This is a genomic window from Paraburkholderia sp. UCT70, from assembly GCF_050434085.1.
GTDB lineage: Bacteria > Pseudomonadota > Gammaproteobacteria > Burkholderiales > Burkholderiaceae > Paraburkholderia > Paraburkholderia tuberum.
Genome location: NZ_JBNPVZ010000004.1, coordinates 294,646 through 313,712 on the forward strand (window position 1 = coordinate 294,646; position 19,067 = coordinate 313,712).

Sequence of the window (19,067 nt, forward strand, 5' to 3'; positions counted from 1 at the left end):
TGCTCATCCGCCGGAATACCCGCATCAACATTTCGCAGCCGTCGTCTTTTCTGCCGCGTGCGCATGCAGCTTTGGTGGCGTGGCGTTTCCGCCGTGCTCTTCGAGGTATTTGCATGCGCTAATGATGTCGTGCCCCAACTGTTGCGCCACAGTGTGGTTGATGTGCGGCCGGATCACGACCCGCAGGCTCGTCACATCCGTGGCGTTTGGAGGCATCGTGTATGCCGAGAGGATCCAGCCCTTTTCACGAACCTTGTTCGATACGTCGAACTCGTTGAAGTTGGTGAATTTCTTGTTGAGCGTCACGGCAACAACAGGGATGCGCTGAGTCTCGTTCATGATCATGAAATAGCCGCTCTGCACAAGCGTCTCTCGCAGTTCAACGGCATTTTTCAGAGTATGTTCCATGACTCGCTTGTAACCATCGAATCCCATCCTCAGAAACATGTAGTACTGGACGGCGATCTGAAAACCATTGCGGCTGAAGTTCAGCGTCGCCGTTGGCATTTCACCGCCCAGGTAGTTCACGTAGAACACTAGATCTTCGTTGAAAACCTTGCGTTCGCGGAAGACTACCCAGCCCAGTCCGGGCGGCACGAGACCGTACTTGTGTCCGGATGCATTGATCGACTGTACGCGCGGCAACCGGAAGTCCCATTTGTAGTCAGGATAAAGAAAGGGATTGACGAAGCCTCCGGACGCGCCGTCGATATGCATTGGAATCGAAATCCCGGTTTTCTTCTCGTAGCCGTCGAGCCAGTCGTGAATGCCCTGGATGTCATCGTCCTCGCCGGTGAAGGTCTGCCCGGCAATAGCGACTACCGCGATCGTGTTCTCATCGACGTACTTGTCGAGTTCTTCAGCCGTCAGCCGATAGTTGCCCGGCTTCAGTGGCACGATGCGCGGTTCAACGTCGAAGTACCGCAGGAACTTCTTCCACACGATCTGCACGTTGCCGCCCGTCACCATATTGGGCTTGCTTGCATCCTTGCCGTCCGCTTCACGCTTCTGGCGCCAATTCCACTTGTGCGCGAGACCCGCCAACATGCAGGCTTCCGACGACCCGACGGTTGCCGTGCCGTATGGCTCCACGCCATTCGGACCGTTCCATAGCTCATGCAACCACTTCACCATCCGCGTTTCCATCGCAAACAACTGCGGATACATGTCGTGGTCGATGTAGTTCTTGTATATGTTGCGCTTTGCCGTCTCCGCTGCCTCCGGCTCTGCCCACGTGGTGACGAACGACGACATGTTCAGCATCGGATTGGCATCGGTCCATTCGGAACTGATGACAATGGCCGCCGCTGCGCGCGCCGACATACCCGCCTTCGGGAACTCTGCCTCCGGGATCGGATAATTGAATTCGTCATAAGGGGTAATCTTCTCGATCGACGTTTCCATGTGCAGCTCCTTAAGATAATGATCGGTCTTTCGCATGCACGTCATGGCGCTGTAAAGACGCACACGACGGTTCAAAAAATCCGTTACCAAACCTGGTTGCTGTCGAGCTTCTTACCTGTGGGTTGAAAAACTTTAGCTTGTCTGGCTCGGTGGTGATCGACTCGTAACGGGTATGCAATTCCCTCTTCACGTCCTTCGGCGATTCCTCCAGCGGGCGATCCCGCACGTTGTCGCGACCGTGCCGGGACGCCAGCCCGTGTCGCCACGAAGTTGGGGTTGCGGCGGCCCTGTGGGCCGCGTCAGGCCATGATCATCACGATCACCATGCCCCAGATGGTCAGGAGCGTGTTGCCGACCGCGTAGGTCACCGTGTATCCGAGGCCGGGGATCTGACTCTTCGCCGCGTCACAGACCATGCCGAGCGCCGCCGTCGTGGTTCTCGCGCCGGCGCACACACCAAGCAGGATGGCGGGATGGAAGCGGAACACATACTTGGCGATGAACATGCCGAGAATCAGCGGAACGGACGTGGCGAAAATGCCCCACAGGAACAGGCTGACGCCCAGGTGCTGAAGACCGGTGACGAATCCGGGGCCCGCCGTAATGCCAACTACCGCGATGAACACATTCAATCCGACTGAGTTCATGAACCAGACAGCAGGTTCCGGTATGCGGCCGAACGTTGGATGAATCGCGCGCAGCCAGCCGAACACGATGCCCGCTATCAACGCGCCACCGGCGGTGGACAAGGTGATCGGAACAGCGCCGACCTTGATGACAATCGCGCCGACCAGCGCGCCAATCGTGATCGCGAGACTCATGAAGGCCACGTCAGTCACACTGGTTGGCCTGTCCAGCACGCCGAGCGCCTTCGCAGCGGCAGTCGTGTCCTGTGTGCGCCCAACAAGCGTCAACGTGTCGCCCCGGTGCAGTGTTGTTTTCGGCAGAACGGGGATCACCGTTTCCGTCGGTCCGCGCTTGATCTTTCTCAGGTAGACGCCACGCGCTGCGGGTAACGTGGCGAGTTCCGCCAGCGTCTTGCCGTCCACCGCCTTGCTTGTCACATAGACGTCCACGCCTTCTGCCGGTACGGCGAGCAGTTCAGGGTCGTCCACTTCCTGGGCTCTTGCCTGAGTTGCAACAAGCTGGTCGCCGCTGCTGCCCACGTCCTTGTCCTTCGTTCCGAGCAACGCGATGAGTTGTTCCCGGCGACCCGCTACCGCCACCACGTCATTGGGCTGAAGAACGAAATCGAGCGTCGCCTCTTCAATCACGGTCCCACGCCGGACCCGCTCGATGAACAGGCGCATCCCTTCGGGCTCAAGTGCTTCCACCTGGCTCACCGTCTTGCCCGCAGCCAGCGTGTCGGCGGGAAGCCTGTACGCGCGCAATTCGTAGCGGTGCCACGCCTGGCCTGGGCCGCCCAGGTCCTGCGTGCCGCCGCCCAAGCTCGCCTCATACTCCTTGCATGCCGCGACCAGATCTATGCCCAGCAGCTTTGGGCCAAGCGTGGAAAGGATCAACGCAGAGCCAACCGTGCCGAAGATATACGACACCGCGTACGCAGTCGGCATCGCATCGAGCAGCGCCTTTGCCTGGTCTGCCGGTAGCCCAAGCCGGTTGATGGCGTCGGTGGCCAGACCCATGGACGCCGAAATGGTTTGGGACCCGGCGAGCAGCCCGGCCGCGGATCCGACGTCGTAACCCGCGAGTTTCGCAGCAACGATTGGTGCGGCGAGGGACAGCACACATTGAACGACCGAAAATAGTGCCTGAGGCGCGCCGTCCTTTGCAATGCCACGCACGAACTGCGGCCCAACCCCGTAGCCTACGGCGAACAGGAACAACAGGAAAAACACAGACTTAACATTGGGCGAAATTGTGATGTGAAGCTGCCCGATGGCGATCGCCACCAGCAGGGTCGCTGTCACCGCGCCCAGACTGAACCCCTTAAAGCTTTTCCCGCCCACCCAGTAGCCGATTCCGAGTGCAAGGAATAGGGCAATCTCAGGATAGTGTCGCAGGGTATCGGCTAGCCAGACCATGATGGATCCTTTGTCTTTGATCGTTTCGGAAACGCGAAAGACTTACCGCGGCTTCATTAGAGAGCGCCATGTGTGAAATTTGCATAACCAGACGCCCCTCCGGAGGGTTCGCGCCTGGATGGCGAGCGCTTCGCAATAGCCTCGATGTCCGACCGGGCCGGTTTCGATGGCGTCGCCTGCGCAAGGCGCAGGTCGGGAAGGGTCTCCTGTCACATCGTCCGTCCGGCGCACCAGGCTTTCAACTTTCATTCAGTTGGGCGCGCTGAGCGCGCTGTACCCCTTCTAATGATGGTGCGAATGTTCCGACAGGACAATGAGACTTTAGTCCGATGACGCAGTCTGTTGATCAGATCCAGGCGCATTCTGGGCGCGCGCAAGTGCGCCGCAATCTCCGGAGGAAATCAAGCGTGATTCAGCGACGATCGGCGTATGCACCGCGATCCGCTGCGATCGAGACAAGGTCAAGTCCAATGGAATGGACGCCCCCACCCGAAACGGCATGGATGTGCCAAAGTGGAAGTGTCTAAGCAACCACCTGACCGAGGGGAGCGCCCATCATGAAAATTACGACAGTTGGTATCGATCTGGCGAAGAACATTTTTGCCGTCCATGGTGTAAAGAGCATGGCCGAACCGCGCTGACGAAGGTGCTCAAGCGAAACCATCCTTGAAGGCAATACCCTCGAGCAACAGCTTGATCTGTTCGGGGCCGTAGATATGGCGCCGACGTCCAAAAATTGGGAACCGTAGTCCACTCAGCGCTGTGCTATAAAAAATACAGCGCTCTCGTCCCGGGTCCGCTCATTTCCTCGTCAAGTGCAAGGAGAACCGCAATGCAAACAAGAGGCATTTTGCTAAAAGGTATTGTTGCGATGGCCCTAGGCTGTCTGGTGCTTTCCGGATGCGGTACGACTTCGGAATCGTCGGGCGGTGCCGCGGTCAACACGTCGAAACGTCAAGCGATCGACGCGAGCGTCGACGACGCACTGGCCAAGCTGTATGCGAAGGTGTCGGGCTCGAAGGAACTGGTCGCGAAAGCGCAAGGCGTGCTGGTGTTTCCGAACGTGGTTCAGGCAGGCATTGGCATCGGCGGCGAGCACGGTGACGGCGCATTGCGTATCGGAGGCAGCACCGTTGGTTACTACAGCACCTCGTCAGGATCGATCGGCGCAATCCTTGGCGTCCAGACGAAGGCCGTCATTTACCTGTTCATGACGCAGGACGCGCTCAACAACTTTCGCAACGCCAGCGGCTGGTCGGTGTCCGGCGATGCGTCGGTGGCGCTTGTTAAGGTCGGCGCCAACGGGACGATCGACTCGTCCACTGTCACCGCACCCGTCGCAGTGTTCATCCTGACTGACTCAGGGCTGATGTTCAATGTGTCGCTGGCCGGTTCCAAGATCACACGCCTCGATATCTGAACATCCAATGCGTTCGCTGCATGCGAATCAGGCATGTCTGCCGTCCAGCGTCCGTTGCAGCGTACTGCTTCATTTCGGCGATCCGCACGAAGGGAGTGTGTTCAAAGGCCTCAGCCAGCGATTGCACTCCATGAGTTTGCGGCGCATGGCGCGAGGCTACCGCCGGGGCGACGAGCGGTCTCTCTGCCCGACTGGCCGCTTCATCATGCGGATTCAACCGGTGGATGCAACACACTAGAGGCTGCGCAAGCAGTGGGAGTGTTGCAGATGAAGTAACGACGCCGGATTTATTACACCGAGACCCGGAAAGCGCTGATGTGGGAGCGCTGGCAGAGGGCGAATCCCTCCAGCGTATTGCCCAGCTTTTTGACCGGAACCACTCATCGGCACAAGGGATTCTGGCTGAGACGGGCGGAATCCGGCCGCCACAGCGACGCCGCTCCAGACTGGCGTTGACGCTGGCCGAGCGCGAGGAGATATCGCGGGCGCTCGTGTCGGGCGATTCGATCCAGTCAATTGCAAAGCAACTTGCACGGGCCCCCTCCACAGCGACATTTTCCTCGGCTGGTCCAAAGCGCGAATTACGGGTATCGATTTTTACGTGCGACAGTTGCGCGACATGAAGGGCGCATTCGATTTCAGCACCTTTAAGGCTGATGATCTCAGCGAATATGCGGTGTCTTGCGGCCACGCCCTTGCCCACGCGATGGCAAAGGCTGGTGATCCCGCGCTCATTTGCGGATACCTCGGCAAGTCCGACGCGTTCGACGAGCCTATCGAGCGATTCGCGCTCGCCTATGCCGAGCAGAACGAGGCTGACTGGTCGGCGTTGAAGGCCGCAGTCAAAGCGGGACGCATCGAGGCTATGCAAGACAGTTGACCGCCATCTGCTTGTTTGTGTCGGTCCCGCTTCGGTTCGTATGGTGGCAACGCGTGGTCGGCAACGCAATACGCGCCGTCACGCGAAGCGTGGCATCACGATTTGTTCGTTCCGGACCCACCACCCGCCACCTGCAATGACACCAGTCGTGCAAGCACGATAGCCGGATAAAGTTGGCCGATCAGCGCTTCGAGATTCGAAAGCGATCTCGCCGCGGGCGCGACAGGCGTGATGTCGCCATACCCTACGGTGGTCAATGTGACGAAACTGAAATAAATCCAGATCGAGTGATTCTCTGGGATCTCGCCGTGTGTAGCGCCTGCAAACGCCCCGGGAACGTAGAGGCTGACGAGGTAATACGCGTCAGCCCAAACTACTCCCACCAATATGTAAAGCGCGACAGCTCCGGCGATCCGGTCACGTGTCACCGCGCCCGGGCCGAACACTCTCATTCCAACGACCATGCCAAGCAGCACAAGTGCAAGGAGTGTCGCTTCGTCACGTATCGCCAGCGTGAGGACTGTCGGGAGGAGCCATCCTGCCCAGACCACAACGAGAGCCACGAGGGCGACCAGCGAGATCAGCGCGAACTCTCCGGATCGATCCGTCGCGGTTATTAGTCCGTTCAGGAGGATCAGCGAGAGAAGCACGTCCTGCAGAATTCGACCGGCCACGCTAGTCGACGCGGTGACGAACGGGAGCACGAACACCATCATGACGAAGAGCACAAGAAGCGCGATCATGCTTCCGTGACGCAACGGCGCGGCGCGGTCCCGCCATCGCTGTACGTATGCCATCGCCCCTCCAGTCGAACAGAAGTCCGCGACCGTTTCCCTGCCTGAAGATGAGCACTCGGATGGACCGCGGTGCGCGAGGAAAGCAAAGAGGGCAACTGTCTATGCGCCGATACACCGATACGCTGATGACTCTTGTCGCCCAGGTCGAGCATCCAGTGTACGTCGCTCCGTTCTGCATTTCTCATTCGTTTAGTCTCTAAACAGTTCAGTCTTGACAAATGTGGGGATGACCCGCTTCGATGGACAGCCTTGATCGGAATGTCGAATCACACCATCATGGCGTCGTTGCTGCAACGCCATGTCCAGCGCGCGCAACATCAGTTCGGTGTACAGATGGTTTGACATCGCCCAGCCGATGATGCGACGGCTGAACACATCCAGCACAACCGCCAGATAGAGGAATCCTTCACCCGTGGGTACATAGGTCGCATCTGCGACCCACAGCACGTTTGTCGCGTCGGCACTGAAGTGCCGGCGCACCAGATCAGGCGCGCGCCGGCCGCCTGCGCGTGGCCGTGTGGTGCGCGGCCAGCGCCGCCGGCTTGCCCCGCACAGACCCGCCATACGCATGAGGCACCGCGTATCCATGCGCAGCTCGCGCGCGAAGGCGTACACGTGGGGCAAGCTCAGGCTATCCGGCGCCACATCGGTGGCCTTGACCTCGATCTCCACCAGCGTGGTGGTGCTGCCAGCCGCATTGGTGCCCGTGATCGTATAAATAGTGGCGTTGCTGACGGCGGTGGGCGTGCCGGTGATCGCGCCAGTCTGGGGATTCAGGCTCAGGCCGGCAGGCAGCGCACGCGACACGCTGTATTGCGTGATCGTTCCACCGCTGCTGCTCGGCGTATCGGGGATAATTTCCTGCCCTTGGGCGTAGACCACCGATTCATCGCGCTCACTCATGCCGGCGGGCGGCCCTTGCGTGACGACGGTGCCGCCACTGCTTCCGCCCTGGCATCCAGCGAACAGCATGGCCAGCAGCACGAGCAGGCCTGTCAGGCAACGCGTGATCTGCATGAACATGCTCCCGGACAGATTCACTCATTCATGATAGGCCGCGTCGGTACGTTTACCATCCGAAAGCAAAGGCCTCTATATCGGCCGAAAACGCGACCAGCATGGCAACGGGCTTAACGTCCGCAGCCTGACTTGAAGCGACGTTCGACCGTCCGCGCTAACGTGATCGCCACCGACCGCAGTTGGCCGCACCCGGTCCGACGGCAAGCTTTGGTGAGCGAGCTGAACACCGACGGTCGCGATCGGCGGCAAACGACGACCCGTTGCGGGCGTAGGGAGCGGATGTCGGTCTGTCGGTTGCCGTATCAACAGCGGACAAAGTTTTCTCGCCCAAAACCCTGTTTCCACGTAGTGGCGCTCCTGCGCTCGACGGTTGAAGGCATGATGCACCGCGCCATTCGAGCTGCCACGTATGTTCTTGCGAACCAGATGGCGGCGTTACATCGGCAATCGGAAGTCCGCGAGACAGTCGCTCAGCAGATCAGATGTTCATGGAGAGCTATTTCCATCCCGCGACGTCGCTTTCCAGTCAGATTGACTCCAAGAAAAATGCAATCTATGTTGAAACAGATTCCCGCCGTGTCGAGACCGGAATTGAACTTCGTGCTCCGCGCCGGAGACTCCTGGTGCAAACAGAAGCGTGCTGTGGACATGTTGGCATAGATGACCGAATCGTCCAGGTGCCTGGCCGCCGTTGCGGTCGTAGTTTTCATATAGAAACGGCTGGAAAAACTGAGGTGCGGATCGATGAACTCGTCTGTGCAAAGTGCGCCAGGGTATCTGCAGATGACCTTCTACGCATTCTGGGCACTGACGCTCATTTTCGCGGTGGTAACCTTGCTTGTCTTCCGGCGCAAAACAGAGTTGCAAAATTCCGGTATTGAAAAAGGGGCTTGGATAGCAATCGTATTGGCCATCTTGCTGCAGCTGGCCTCTTTATTGCTTGGCGGGCGACTGGTGAGCTTCGTATTTCACATAATCAGCCTGATTGTCGTGTGCACCGGCCTGTTCGGCTTTAGCGCGTACGCAGCCTTCCTCGTGGTCACTGGCCAGTCGCGAAAACGCAACGTCAGCGGCTAACCACGCGCGACGGCGTGTGGTCCGCGGGAAGCGGCCGCACAGCCCCGCTTCGCAGCGCGACCCCGAAAAGCCACGGCGAGCCATACCCGACGCCGATACCATAGAGCAGCGCGTCGCGAACGGCGTCCGCTGACTTGAGGCGAAAGCGGCCGGCAACCGCCACCTCGTTATCGCCAAAGCGCCAGGTACCCTGGACTGAGAGTGCAGAAATCGTCGCGGATGGCGGCAGGATGTTGAACGGGTAAATGTCTGCGGTCACCGGGTCTCGTGGTAATAAAGCCCGCTGGATTGTGACGTGGCGCGGGAAGATGTTCACCGCGCTAAGGCCTATGTCTGAGGCCAAGGCGGGAGTGGACAAAGCGAATCCACGCAGCGGTCTTTGGCTCAACACGGCAGCTGCTTCATGATTCCCCAGGACAAACTCGAATGTGGCTTGTTGGACGCCATCGGCGCCATGCGTCGTCCGACGCAAAGCGATCCGTTGCTGCCCTTCGAGGAAAACCCGCGAACGACTCAACTTCGGCCTTATGCGAAGCTTTCCATAGGGCCGATGAAGCATCGTTCGTCCTCACGAATTGAATGGCTTGCTTGCCGGGCAGAGCCGCCATTCGAACGTCCATGTGAGAGCGTGAGCGGATGTCCGTAGATGACCGATTGCACGCGCATCGCGCATGCTCCGAAAGCGGCCGTACGGTTGCGATTGCCGTTGGCGATCGCGGCAACTGACGCGTGAACAGGCCGGTCGGGGGCAGTCCGCGATCGGTAATCAAAAAAATGTTTATGCTAAACCGCTCCACACGCGCTGGCGTCTATGGGCATTGGATGATCGTCGCGGTGATTTGCGATGCTCGGCGCACGGTTGGCGCACGCCGGGACCCGGCGGTTGTCCGGGCCCGTTGTGCGAACGCGGCAGGAATGCGGACGTCAATGGGCAGGGAATCCAGAGTTTCGCGGCATTGTGATGGTGCGACGACGCTAAAGCACGAACGGGTTCGCGTTGGCCGCATCGGGGAAGACCAACGTGCGCGTGGATGGTGCTGATCCCGGTCAGTACACTTCGCTCGGGTCAGGTGGCGTAGCAAATTCTGCCCCCACGTGTGCAGGACCGTGATGAAGCCGAGTTCCGCGCCCAGGTGTCTCGGATCGGCGGCGATCGTGCGCAGCGTCTCGGCGCTGGTGCGAAACAGCAGATCGTAGAGGGTCTTCTTGTTCTGGTACGCGAGCGCGACGATAGACTCGGGGAGTGTGAAAGCGACGTGGAAGTACTCGACCGCGGGAAGCAGCTCTGCGCGCCGGCGTTCGAGCCATTGCGCGCGGGCAGTCCGCGCACGCCGGGCTGATGTTCCTGGCGGAAGCACCTCTTGGGTTGGCCCTTCGAGCGCCCGCCACTGGCGAATACGCCGCTCCAGCGTGCGCCGCATGCTATCGGGATAACGATCCGGGTGATCATCCTGCAGCTTGCGCAGGACCGTGATGCCCATCAGGTCGGGCGAGTTGCGCAGCAGCGGTACGACTTCGCTGTCCCATACATCGAGGAAGGGATCAGGGCGGGCGCATTGACTCAAATTATTTGCTACCGAGTCGGGGTCGTTGCCTCATGTAATTTGCTACCTGTCAGACGGCTGGCGGGGGCGACTTATGACGAGGCGGCTCAGCATGGCAACACGAAGGGAATTGATCGAGGCGGTCGGACAGCGCTACCGGTGTTCTGACCGGGAAGACAAACTTCAGCTTGTCCGGCTCGGTTCTGATCGACTCGTAACGGGTATGCAGTTCCCTCTTCACGTCCTTCGGCGACTCCTCCAGCGGGCGATCCCGGACGTTGTCGCGACCGTGCCGGGACGCCAGCCCGTCGCCACAACATTGAGGTTGCGGCGGCCCTGTGGGCCGCGTCAGGCCATGATCATCACGATCACCATGCCCCAGATGGTCAGGAGCGTGTTGCTGACTGCGTAGGTCACCGTGTATCCGAGGCCGGGGATCTGACTCTTCGCCGCGTCACAGACCATGCCGAGCGACGCCGTCGTGGTTCTCGCGCCGGCGCACACACCAAGCAGGATGGCGGGATGGAAGCGGAACACATACTTGGCGATGAACATTCCGAGAATCAGCGGAACGGACGTGGCGAAAATGCCCCACAGGAACAGGCTGACGCCCAGGTGCTGAAGACCGGTGACGAATCCGGGGCCCGCCGTAATGCCAACTACCGCGATGAACACATTCAATCCGACTGTGCGCATGAACCAGACAGTCGGTTCCGGTATGCGGCCGAACGTGGGATGAATCGCGCGCAGCCAGCCGAACACAATGCCAGCTATCAACGAGCCACCGGCGGTGGACCAGGTGATCGTAACAGCACCGACCTTGATAACAATCGTGCCGACCAGCGCGCCGATCGTGATCGCGAGACACATGAAGGCCACGTCAGTCACACTGGTTGGCCTGTCCAGCACGCCGAGCGCCTTCGCAGCGGCAGTCGTGTCCTGTGTGCGTCCGGCAATCGTCACTGTGTCTCCGCGGTACAACTTTGTGTTCGGCAGAACAGGGATCGGCGTTTCGGTGGGTCCGCGCTTGATCTTTCTCAGGTAGACGCCACGCGCTGCGGGTAACGTGGCAAGCTCGGCCAGCGTCTTTCCGTCCACCGCCTTGCTGGTCACATAGACATCCACGCCTTCTGCCGGTACGGCGAGCAACTTGGGGTCGTCCACTTCCAGGGCTCTTGCGTGAACTGCAACAAGCTGGTCGCCGGTACCGTCCATCTCCATGTCCTTCGTTCCAAGCAACGCGATGAGTTGCTCCGGGCGACCCGCTACCGCTACCACGTCATCTGGCTGAAGAACGAAATCGAGCGTCGCCTCTTCAATCACGGTCCCGCGCCGGATCCGCTCGATGAACAGGCGCATCCCTGCGGGCTCGAGTGCTTCCACCTGGCTCACCGTCTTGCCCGCAGCCAGCGTGTCGGCGGGAAGCCTGTACGCGCGCAATTCGTAGCGGTGCCATGCCTGGCCCGGGCCGCCCAGGTCCTGCGTGCCGCCCAAGCTCGCCTCATACTCCTTGCATGCTGCGACCAGATCTATGCCCAGCAGCTTTGGGCCAAGCGTGGCGAGGATCAACGCAGAGCCAACCGTGCCGAAGATATACGACACCGCGTACGCAGTCGGCATCGCATCGAGCAGCGCCTTTGTCTGGTCTGCCGGTAAGCCAAGCCGGTTGATGGCATCTGTGGCCAGACCCATGGATGCCGAAGTGGTTTGCGATCCGGCGAGCAGCCCGGCCGCGGATCCGACGTCGTAACCCGCGAGTTTCGCGGCAACGATTGGTGCCGCGAGGCACAGCACACATTGAACGACGGAAAACAGTGCCTGAGGCGCGCCGTCCTTGGCAATGCCGCGCACAAACTGCGGCCCGACCCCATAGCCTACGGCGAACAGGAACATCAGAAAGAATACAGATTTAACGTTGGGCGAAATCGTGATGTGAAGCTGCCCGATGGCGATCGCCACCAGCAGGGTCGCTGCCACCGCGCCCAGACTGAACCCCTTAAAGCTTTTTCCGCCCACCCAGTAGCCGATTCCGAGCGCAAGGAATACGGAAATCTCAGGATAGTGTCGGAGGGTATCGGCTAGCCAGACCATGATGGATCCTTGGTCTTTAACCGTTTCGGAAACGCGAAAGACCTACCGCGGCTTCTATTAGAGAGCGCCATGTGTGAAATTTGCATGACCAGACGCCCCTCCGGAGGGTTCGCGCCTGGATGGCGAGCGCTTTGCAATAGCCTCAATGTCGGACCGGGCCGGTTTAGGTGGCGTCGCCTGTGCAAGGCGCAGGTCAGGAAGGGTTTCCTGTCACACCGTCCGTCCGGCGCACCTAGCTTTCAACTTGCATTCGGTTGGGTGCGCTGAGCGCGCTGTACCCCTTCTAATGATGGTGCGAATGTTCCGACAGGACAATGAGACTTTAGTCCGATGACGCAGTCTGTTGATCAGATCCAGGCGCATTCTGGGCGCGCGCAAGTGCGCCGCAATCTCCGGAGGAAATCAAGCGTGATTCAGCGACGATCGGCGTATGCACCGCGATCCGCTGCGATCTGCTGACCCGTCATGATCGCGGGGTGTCGATGCTGAGGTGTGCGACGTTTTCCCTTCACCTTTCTTTCAATTTGCAGGCGCTAGCATGATTAACGAACATCAACAAAAGCGTGCGGCTGGCGACCTGTGCCGCCCGTCGGCAAGCTCGTCGGGACGAGATCTGGACCGCCATCCGGGGCACGTGCCTCACCTGGTCCGAGACAACCGGTTGGGAGGCGATCGAGGCGCTCGCACCACCGGATTTCGATCTGCGCCGTCGGCGCCTGCTCGGCCTGAAGGACGGGCGGCCATGGTGCTGGCTCTACAGGGCCGTCGATAGCCGCTTCGTCGCGCGCTGGGAGCACGCCGGGCTGCAAGTATGGGGTACCACGCCCGCCACGGCGATCTGGGCATTGCGGGACGTGCGGCGACTTATCAGCGCCTCTGTCACGTCGATTTGCCGTACACCTTGCAGGCACCGTTAGTCACGCTCGAGCCGATGACAGAGGTGGCCGCTCGGTGCGCTGCCAGCGCCGTAAGCGCGTACGTCTTTGCCGAGCAGTTGTGCCCAGTGGTTGAGCATGCCTTCACTCAGCACGCTGTGTGCAGAGTTGTGGGTGCAGAGGATCAGGACGTTGGTGGTCTTGCCGGCCATGGCAACGCTCCTAGCAGCAGGACGAACCAGATTTCACCGCGATGCCGACCGGCTTTCCACGCGGCGCTTGCGGCGCGCAGCACGCGGAGCCTTCGGTGGGCACGTCTTTCTGCTTGCCCTCGCTGAACACGGGGATGTTTCCCAGCGAATGGAAGTGTTCCCATGCAATGCCCTGCGGATCGGTGATCCAGTGTTTGTCGCTACGAGCGTAGCAGCAGGTGGTCTCGCCATCGTCCAGCAATGCCATGTCTGCAGCCTCTGCACGCGCTTTAAGCTCGGCCAGTCCAGCGGCGTCATCCACCTGGAAACCCAGGTGGTCCACCCCGGCGGCACTACCGCGTGTGGAAATGGCGAAGTTGATGCGCGGATCGTCCAGCATCCATTTCGCGTAGTCGCTTTCCACTCGGGTCGGCTCGGCGGCGAACAGCTTTGAATAGAACGCGGATAACTTCGTTCTCTTCCATATTTCCAATATATTCGAGAACATGGGCAAGAACCGGGAGGGAAGGCAAGCGACCGCTCTCGGTAGGTCACTGCCTGAGACGATCGATCGGCAGCAAGTGGCTTAATTCCGTTCGATCTATCTTCGCGATACCAGATAGCCGTCGTCATCGGTGAGGCTTCGCGAGAAACGTGCGCGGTGGGTGCGTTCGGGTAGAGCTAGCGTATGGATGGCTCGCTCGAGACGCTGCGCCATATTGGCAGTGCAAAGATACGTTGACGTGCTCGTCGCCGAGATCGACTCGCGTTTGCATCCGGCGACGAACTCGACTGTCTCTCCCGATTCCATCGGCGTTAGTGGACGGATGTGGCAATGCGCATGGCGCCAAAAACCGGCGCAAGCCTATCCTGCCATACCTCGTTTCAATGTCCGTTTTTATCTCCCGGCTAAGCGCTTTCAGCGAGGTTGGCCGGGAATTTCCGTAAGGTGGCCAGATGCGTCCGCGGGATGCACCCCATGAATCCACTGTTCTTCCTTTGCTCGACCGCACACCGTATCTCATGGTGCGGGATGTCGATTGAACGAGTCTGCATACTGGGCAGGCGGATTTCTGCGTAGTGATCCGGTCCACTGCCGCTACCTGAATGTCAGATGTCTGCGAGGGCCGCGGCTGGAGTCGGTAATCGCACGCGCTGAATCGGCAACGTCGATTCAGCTTCGGGCGGCTGTTGATCTCCTAAAATCTCGCCGGTCTTTCCCAAAGATATGCAGGCAGGGCTATCGGGAGTTCGTAGAGTAAGGGATATAGTCTGCGAGACTATCGTGTCTCTATCGGCTCGCAGTTCCATTATGTGAATCCTGATGGCCAGCACGATTCAGCCCGTTGCCTGTGATCATTCTGCGCCTGCGCCGTCGTGGAGTTTGCCCGGAATCCCTTCGCTACGTCTTTCCGGACATCGGCCCGGTCCGTTGCTCGTGCCAGGCGTGTCCAAAAGATTTCTTTTATTCCAACGCGATCCGTCTGATTCCATGACGTTCCGATAGCGAAAATCCGGCCAAAAACAGGTGTTGACGAGGTCTTCCCGAGTGAACAAGATGGGATAAAGAGAGCACGACGGAGCGAGCCATGCCAGTTGCGAAAAGCTATACCCGGGCGCAATGGGATGCGCTTGTCCGCACTCTGGAATCACTGCCGGTCAAGCCAGAGGCCGAGCAGCGCGTCTCTATTACCGATGCGATGAAAGAGATGCGTCTGGTAATCCGTGCGGTGAGGAAGAAGGGATATACGCTGGAAGAAATCGTTGAACATGCACGGAAGAAGGGCGTTGATATTAGCGTTGGCTCTGTCAAGTACGCGTTATACCCATCGAAGAAAGACAAACCAGCTCGACAGTCTGCAAAGGAATCGGCACGGGACAATGCCGCGCCATCGCCTCGTACGAAGAAGGTAAGCAAGGACGATGTACCGCGCGCGGAGGCTGTCAGAGAAAATCAAAAGCAGGATGCGGGAGAGATTGTCAGTAGGCCGGGAAGCATGGTGATGCGTGACGCGTTCTCATTCGAGATCAGGCCTGACACTGAGAACCTTTAGAGGGTTCAAATGGACACGACGACTTACCCCATCTATCTCGTTGGTGGCAGCAAGGGCGGCGTAGGCAAGAGTTTTGTTGCGCTCGCGCTGGCCGATTATCTGCTACGGCGGGATATTCATGCCGCGCTGGTGGAAACCGATACCTCCAATCCGGACGTGATGAAAGCGGTTCAGGGTGAGATGCGCTGCATCGCCTATAACCTGGACGATGCAGACGGCTGGATCGGCCTCGTCAATTTCTGCGATGAGCAACGGGACGCCGCGATCGTTGTCAACACGGCGGCGCGGAGCCAGACGGGTGTTGAGCAGTTCGGGGCGACACTGGCCGGCGCGCTTGGCGAGCTTCGGCGCCGGCTTGTTGTCCTGTGGGTGATCAACCGGCAACGCGACAGCCTTGAATTGCTGAGCGCTTTCAACGAGACGTTCCCGGACGCGGCGATGAACGTCGTACGCAATGGCTACTTCGGTCCGGCGGAGAAGTTCAGGCTGTATCAGGGGTCGCAGCTTCGCCGTTCCATCGAATCGCGCGGTCACTCACTGGATTTTCCTATCTTGCGGATCGGGTCGCGGACGAGCTTCGCAGTCAGCGCATGTCGATTCGCAAGGCAGCGGAGACGATGCATATCGGTGAACGGGTCGAGCTATTGCGTTGGCGTTCGTTGTGCGATGCCATGTTCGCCAAGGTAACGGTCGATGGATAGCAGGCAGGGCAGGCCGGTGGACGAACTCGCCTGTCTGTTTCTCGACGTCACGGGCGAATTGCCCGACGATGCCAGTGTGCTGCGAATGCGTCGGGTATCGAGTGCGCTCAACCTCCGCGACAACGATGCGCTGTGGTCTGTGCTGGTCATGCTCGAGCACTACGGGCGACTCTACGAGGCCATGCCGGAGCGCATCCGGCAAGGCAGGCGCGGGCAGTCTGGATGTCGTGCGGACGGAGGCGTGGGCAGCGACGGATGCGTTGATGACGCAGCATCGTGACGCGCTCGCGCGCTGCAAGGCCACGATTGAACTGGCCGGGCAGATGATCGATGAACATGAGACGCGCTACCGGGCCGCGCTTGCGGCGCTGAACGATGAGGCGCTGGCTACACTCACGCGGCGGGCGGCGAATCACATTGCCCGCGTTGCCGGTAACCGGCTCGTGGGGGCGACGGCTGTCGCCGTACGGCGCTGCACCGGGCGCAACCTGCCGTGGCGGTTCAGTTCGACAAAATCGCGTTCGATGCGCGTTTCCGTCCAGCCCCAGGCTTTGTCGCAGTAAGGATCAAAGAGCGAGCGAGATCGATATGCGAAGTACTGCTTATATTGCGAGCTCGTAGAATTGATCAGCGGCGGACGGGTGGGTTCCGCGAGCACATTTCATCTGTCCTTTGGCGATCATGTGCATAATCTCAATGCCGGCCAGAAGGATCCGGGCACAGCGAAAGGTCTTGAACCCCAGCGTGGGCCGCGTTCGTCGTTTGATCGCCCGATGATCCTGCTCAACGAGGTTATTGAGATATTTGGACTGGCGGATCCTGATGGGCGCTTCACAATCGGCATTGATCGCTTCGAGCGCGGCGAGATTGGCGCCGCTTTTGTCGATGGTTACCGTCTCGGGTACACCGTTCTGGGCGATCGATTTCTCAAAGTAACGCCGGGCCGCAGTCTTGTCCCGATGGGCGCGTAGCAGAAAGTCAATGGTGTTGCCGTCCTTGTCGACGGCCCGGTAAAGATACCGCCATTCCCCCTTGACGCGGATGTACGTCTCGTCCATCCGCCAGCTCTTACCCACCGGCCGCTTGCGGCGGCGAAACACTTTCTCCAGCACCGGCAACAGCTTGATGGCCCAGCGGTGCACAGTCGAATGATCGACCGAAACGCCGCGCTCAGCCATCATGTCTTCAAGGTGCCGTAGGCTCAGCGGATAGGCCACGTACCGGCGCACGCAAATCAGAATCACGTCGAGCGGATAATGCAGGCGTTTGAGCACTCGGCCACCGCCGGATTCATCGTCTTCATCGAGCTTTCAGTCGTTCATGTCGTTCCGCATATCATAGCGGACCGGCCTTACTGCAACAGAACCGATTCGATCCGTCCTACGCGCCCGTCCGCACCGGTGGAGCGACGGACGCCTGAAACCCCAAACGACATCGCCATAAATTGATTCCGTAGTCCAGGACGTAATCGACAAGGATAGCGACAGGTCAGACCGGCAGCGGGCGAACTCGAAAAGCTGTGAGGCGCTACACGAAATGTATTCGCCGTCCAACGGATGGAGTCCTGCTGCGCGGTTACTATCCAGGCCCGGGCGCGGTTGTGATGGCGCCCAACAAGGCCGTTTACAGGCATGCAGTCTGTCACGCCGCCAACCGTCGTCGTTGTAGTCCTCACTGACCGATACAGGAATCAAACATATGGATCACTAAACCAGCTTGCAAAAACTGGAAGGTCCTTATAGGCAGCTTTGAAGAGTACAACGGCCATGTGCGCGGTCTCGTCGCACGGCAAGTGATCGGCGCTCACGGCGCTGAAGTACCTCGCCGGCGCTCCACCCATCAACCATTAGAAATGGCTGTCTCATACCCGCGCATGACGGCCTTACCGGGCGCCCCGGGGACACCTCGAGGCATCCGAAAGTATGAGCACGTTATGCCCACGGGCGACTGCAGCGACCGTTCGTACAATGGTTTTCTTTTCGTCGTCCGTCTACCTTGATTCCATGGAGTTCGAGGTTCATTTCGCGTCTGTATCCAGTGAGGGTCACGATGAACACGAGCGCAAGGAGTTTTGGACCAGTTGCGTCGAGACGATCCGATGTCGGCGGTAGCGACCATCCGCAACGGAACCCGGCCACTTCTCGGCTGCGTCGATATTGAAGCCATGCCGGCGCATATAGCTGACCGAAATCCCCGCCACGCGCATAGCTGAAGCGATCGCCGCTATGAAGGTAATAGACGACGCGTGGAACCGCGATCCGACTTGCGCCATGCCGTCGCGCCTGATGACCGATCTGGCGATAGCGCGGATCGATCTCGAGACGGTGCTCGGGCCGACGAAACTTAACTTACTGGAGGCCGCGTGAGCGAGTCCAAAGAATTGACCGTGCCCGAGCGTGCCGCTATCGCACTCGGCACAGCTGAGCATGAAACGAAATTGCGCGACCTGGTTGCGAAATCAGCATCCATTACCGCGATCAAAAACGAAGACGGGCGCGAAGAATGCCACTCCGCACTGATGGTTCTCAAAACCACGCGCACTGGCATTTTGCGAGCAGGCAAGGCAGCCCGTGAAGTTGCGACCGAATTCTCCCGTGCGGTGATCGCGGAAGAGAGGCGGCTTGTCGCAATCGCCGAGCCAGAAGAAATGAGGCTGGAAGACTTGCGCGATGAGTGGGACGAGGCGCGTGCCGCAGAGAAGCGTGCCAAAGATGGAGCAAGACCTCTGGCAGTTCGCAATGCTCGTCGCGCAATACGAGAAGCAACTGAGGCAGAAAGCCGCCTGACTACCGCCGCAGCCCCCATGCATTGGCCTCGCGCGTTTCGCATGATCCAAGGGCAGCGGCACCCCAAAAACCGAGCGGCAATCCCCGCTCGCGTGTGTTCAATCCGCCGCAGTTTCGGGCGGTTCTTTTTATCTGCTGGACGGATAAGTGGCGTTTATTCGTGAGGCGGATATTGCGAGGCG

At 59.6% G+C, this 19,067-nt stretch carries 14 protein-coding genes and 6 pseudogenes; 10 read left to right on the forward strand and 10 right to left on the reverse strand.

Annotated elements, in window-relative coordinates; all coding sequences use genetic code 11:
- Positions 1 to 24: 24 nt before the first annotated feature.
- Positions 25 to 1,404 (reverse strand): glutamate decarboxylase, encoded by a 1,380-nt coding sequence (locus OKW41_RS27005; protein WP_429574518.1) that lies wholly within the window; start codon positions 1,402 to 1,404, stop codon positions 25 to 27.
- Positions 1,405 to 1,703: 299 nt separating this feature from the next.
- Positions 1,704 to 3,449: an aspartate-alanine antiporter gene (gene aspT, locus OKW41_RS27010; RefSeq protein ID WP_429574519.1), complete on the reverse strand. Its 1,746-nt coding sequence runs from the start codon at positions 3,447 to 3,449 to the stop codon at positions 1,704 to 1,706.
- A 557-nt stretch (positions 3,450 to 4,006) separates the two neighbouring features.
- On the opposite strand from aspT (OKW41_RS27010), the pseudogene OKW41_RS27015 reads away from it, so the two are divergent.
- From OKW41_RS27015 to OKW41_RS27030, 4 genes and pseudogenes are all read left to right on the forward strand, one after another.
- A pseudogene (locus OKW41_RS27015) lies at positions 4,007 to 4,110 on the forward strand (IS110 family transposase); the annotation flags it as partial.
- A gap of 171 nt (positions 4,111 to 4,281) precedes the next feature.
- Positions 4,282 to 4,869, forward strand: a complete 588-nt coding sequence (locus tag OKW41_RS27020) for a BPSL1445 family SYLF domain-containing lipoprotein (protein WP_429574520.1) — start codon at positions 4,282 to 4,284, stop codon at positions 4,867 to 4,869.
- A 315-nt stretch (positions 4,870 to 5,184) separates the two neighbouring features.
- Positions 5,185 to 5,417, forward strand: a pseudogene (locus OKW41_RS27025) (helix-turn-helix domain-containing protein); the annotation flags it as partial.
- A gap of 53 nt (positions 5,418 to 5,470) precedes the next feature.
- Entirely contained in the window at positions 5,471 to 5,749 is a 279-nt protein-coding gene (locus tag OKW41_RS27030) for a DUF2252 family protein (RefSeq protein WP_429574521.1), read from the forward strand.
- A 95-nt stretch (positions 5,750 to 5,844) separates the two neighbouring features.
- Here OKW41_RS27030 and OKW41_RS27035 read toward each other — a convergent pair whose 3' ends face one another.
- Both OKW41_RS27035 and OKW41_RS27040 read right to left on the reverse strand, forming a co-directional pair.
- Positions 5,845 to 6,546, reverse strand: coding sequence for a potassium channel family protein (locus tag OKW41_RS27035; RefSeq protein WP_429574522.1), 702 nt, complete (start codon positions 6,544 to 6,546; stop codon positions 5,845 to 5,847).
- 189 nt (positions 6,547 to 6,735) lie between these two features.
- On the reverse strand, positions 6,736 to 7,563 hold the full coding sequence (locus tag OKW41_RS27040) for a DDE-type integrase/transposase/recombinase (protein WP_429574523.1): 828 nt from the start codon (positions 7,561 to 7,563) through the stop codon (positions 6,736 to 6,738).
- Between the two features lie 747 nt (positions 7,564 to 8,310).
- Here OKW41_RS27040 and OKW41_RS27045 point away from each other — a divergent pair.
- On the forward strand, positions 8,311 to 8,643 hold the full coding sequence (locus tag OKW41_RS27045; protein WP_429448863.1) for a hypothetical protein: 333 nt from the start codon (positions 8,311 to 8,313) through the stop codon (positions 8,641 to 8,643).
- Here OKW41_RS27045 and OKW41_RS27050 read toward each other — a convergent pair.
- From OKW41_RS27050 to OKW41_RS27070, 5 genes and pseudogenes are all read right to left on the reverse strand, one after another.
- Positions 8,633 to 8,902, reverse strand: a complete 270-nt coding sequence (locus tag OKW41_RS27050) for a hypothetical protein (RefSeq protein ID WP_429448865.1) — start codon at positions 8,900 to 8,902, stop codon at positions 8,633 to 8,635. The two genes, OKW41_RS27045 and OKW41_RS27050, sit on opposite strands and share 11 nt — an antisense overlap.
- Before the next feature lie 811 nt (positions 8,903 to 9,713).
- Positions 9,714 to 9,962: pseudogene (locus OKW41_RS27055) on the reverse strand (IS91 family transposase); the annotation flags it as partial.
- A 573-nt stretch (positions 9,963 to 10,535) separates the two neighbouring features.
- On the reverse strand, positions 10,536 to 12,278 hold the full coding sequence (gene aspT / locus OKW41_RS27060; RefSeq protein ID WP_429574524.1) for an aspartate-alanine antiporter: 1,743 nt from the start codon (positions 12,276 to 12,278) through the stop codon (positions 10,536 to 10,538).
- 937 nt (positions 12,279 to 13,215) lie between these two features.
- A pseudogene (locus tag OKW41_RS27065) lies at positions 13,216 to 13,365 on the reverse strand (arsenate reductase ArsC); the annotation flags it as partial.
- Positions 13,366 to 13,375: 10 nt separating this feature from the next.
- A complete protein-coding gene (locus OKW41_RS27070; protein WP_429574525.1) occupies positions 13,376 to 13,852 on the reverse strand; it encodes an ArsI/CadI family heavy metal resistance metalloenzyme in 477 nt (158 codons plus the stop codon).
- 1,081 nt (positions 13,853 to 14,933) lie between these two features.
- Here OKW41_RS27070 and OKW41_RS27075 point away from each other — a divergent pair.
- The 3 genes and pseudogenes from OKW41_RS27075 to OKW41_RS27085 all read left to right on the forward strand — a co-directional run.
- Positions 14,934 to 15,398: a hypothetical protein gene (locus OKW41_RS27075; protein WP_429574526.1), complete on the forward strand. Its 465-nt coding sequence runs from the start codon at positions 14,934 to 14,936 to the stop codon at positions 15,396 to 15,398.
- A 9-nt stretch (positions 15,399 to 15,407) separates the two neighbouring features.
- Positions 15,408 to 16,099, forward strand: a pseudogene (locus tag OKW41_RS27080) (protein mobD).
- Positions 16,092 to 16,569 (forward strand): annotated as a pseudogene (locus tag OKW41_RS27085) (hypothetical protein); the annotation flags it as partial. The pseudogenes OKW41_RS27080 and OKW41_RS27085, both read left to right, overlap by 8 nt.
- Positions 16,570 to 16,701: 132 nt before the next feature.
- Here OKW41_RS27085 and OKW41_RS27090 read toward each other — a convergent pair.
- Positions 16,702 to 17,402 (reverse strand): IS6 family transposase gene (locus OKW41_RS27090; RefSeq protein ID WP_429448873.1). Its coding sequence is split into 2 segments (ribosomal slippage): positions 16,702 to 17,378 and positions 17,378 to 17,402, totalling 702 coding nucleotides; the frame shifts between segments, so codons are not numbered across the junction.
- Positions 17,403 to 18,324: 922 nt separating this feature from the next.
- Here OKW41_RS27090 and OKW41_RS27095 point away from each other — a divergent pair.
- Positions 18,325 to 18,465, forward strand: a complete 141-nt coding sequence (locus OKW41_RS27095; RefSeq protein WP_429448875.1) for a hypothetical protein — start codon at positions 18,325 to 18,327, stop codon at positions 18,463 to 18,465.
- Positions 18,462 to 19,049: a hypothetical protein gene (locus tag OKW41_RS27100; protein WP_429574527.1), complete on the forward strand. Its 588-nt coding sequence runs from the start codon at positions 18,462 to 18,464 to the stop codon at positions 19,047 to 19,049. Before OKW41_RS27095 ends, OKW41_RS27100 begins: the two co-directional genes overlap by 4 nt.
- Positions 19,050 to 19,067 lie beyond the last annotated feature (18 nt).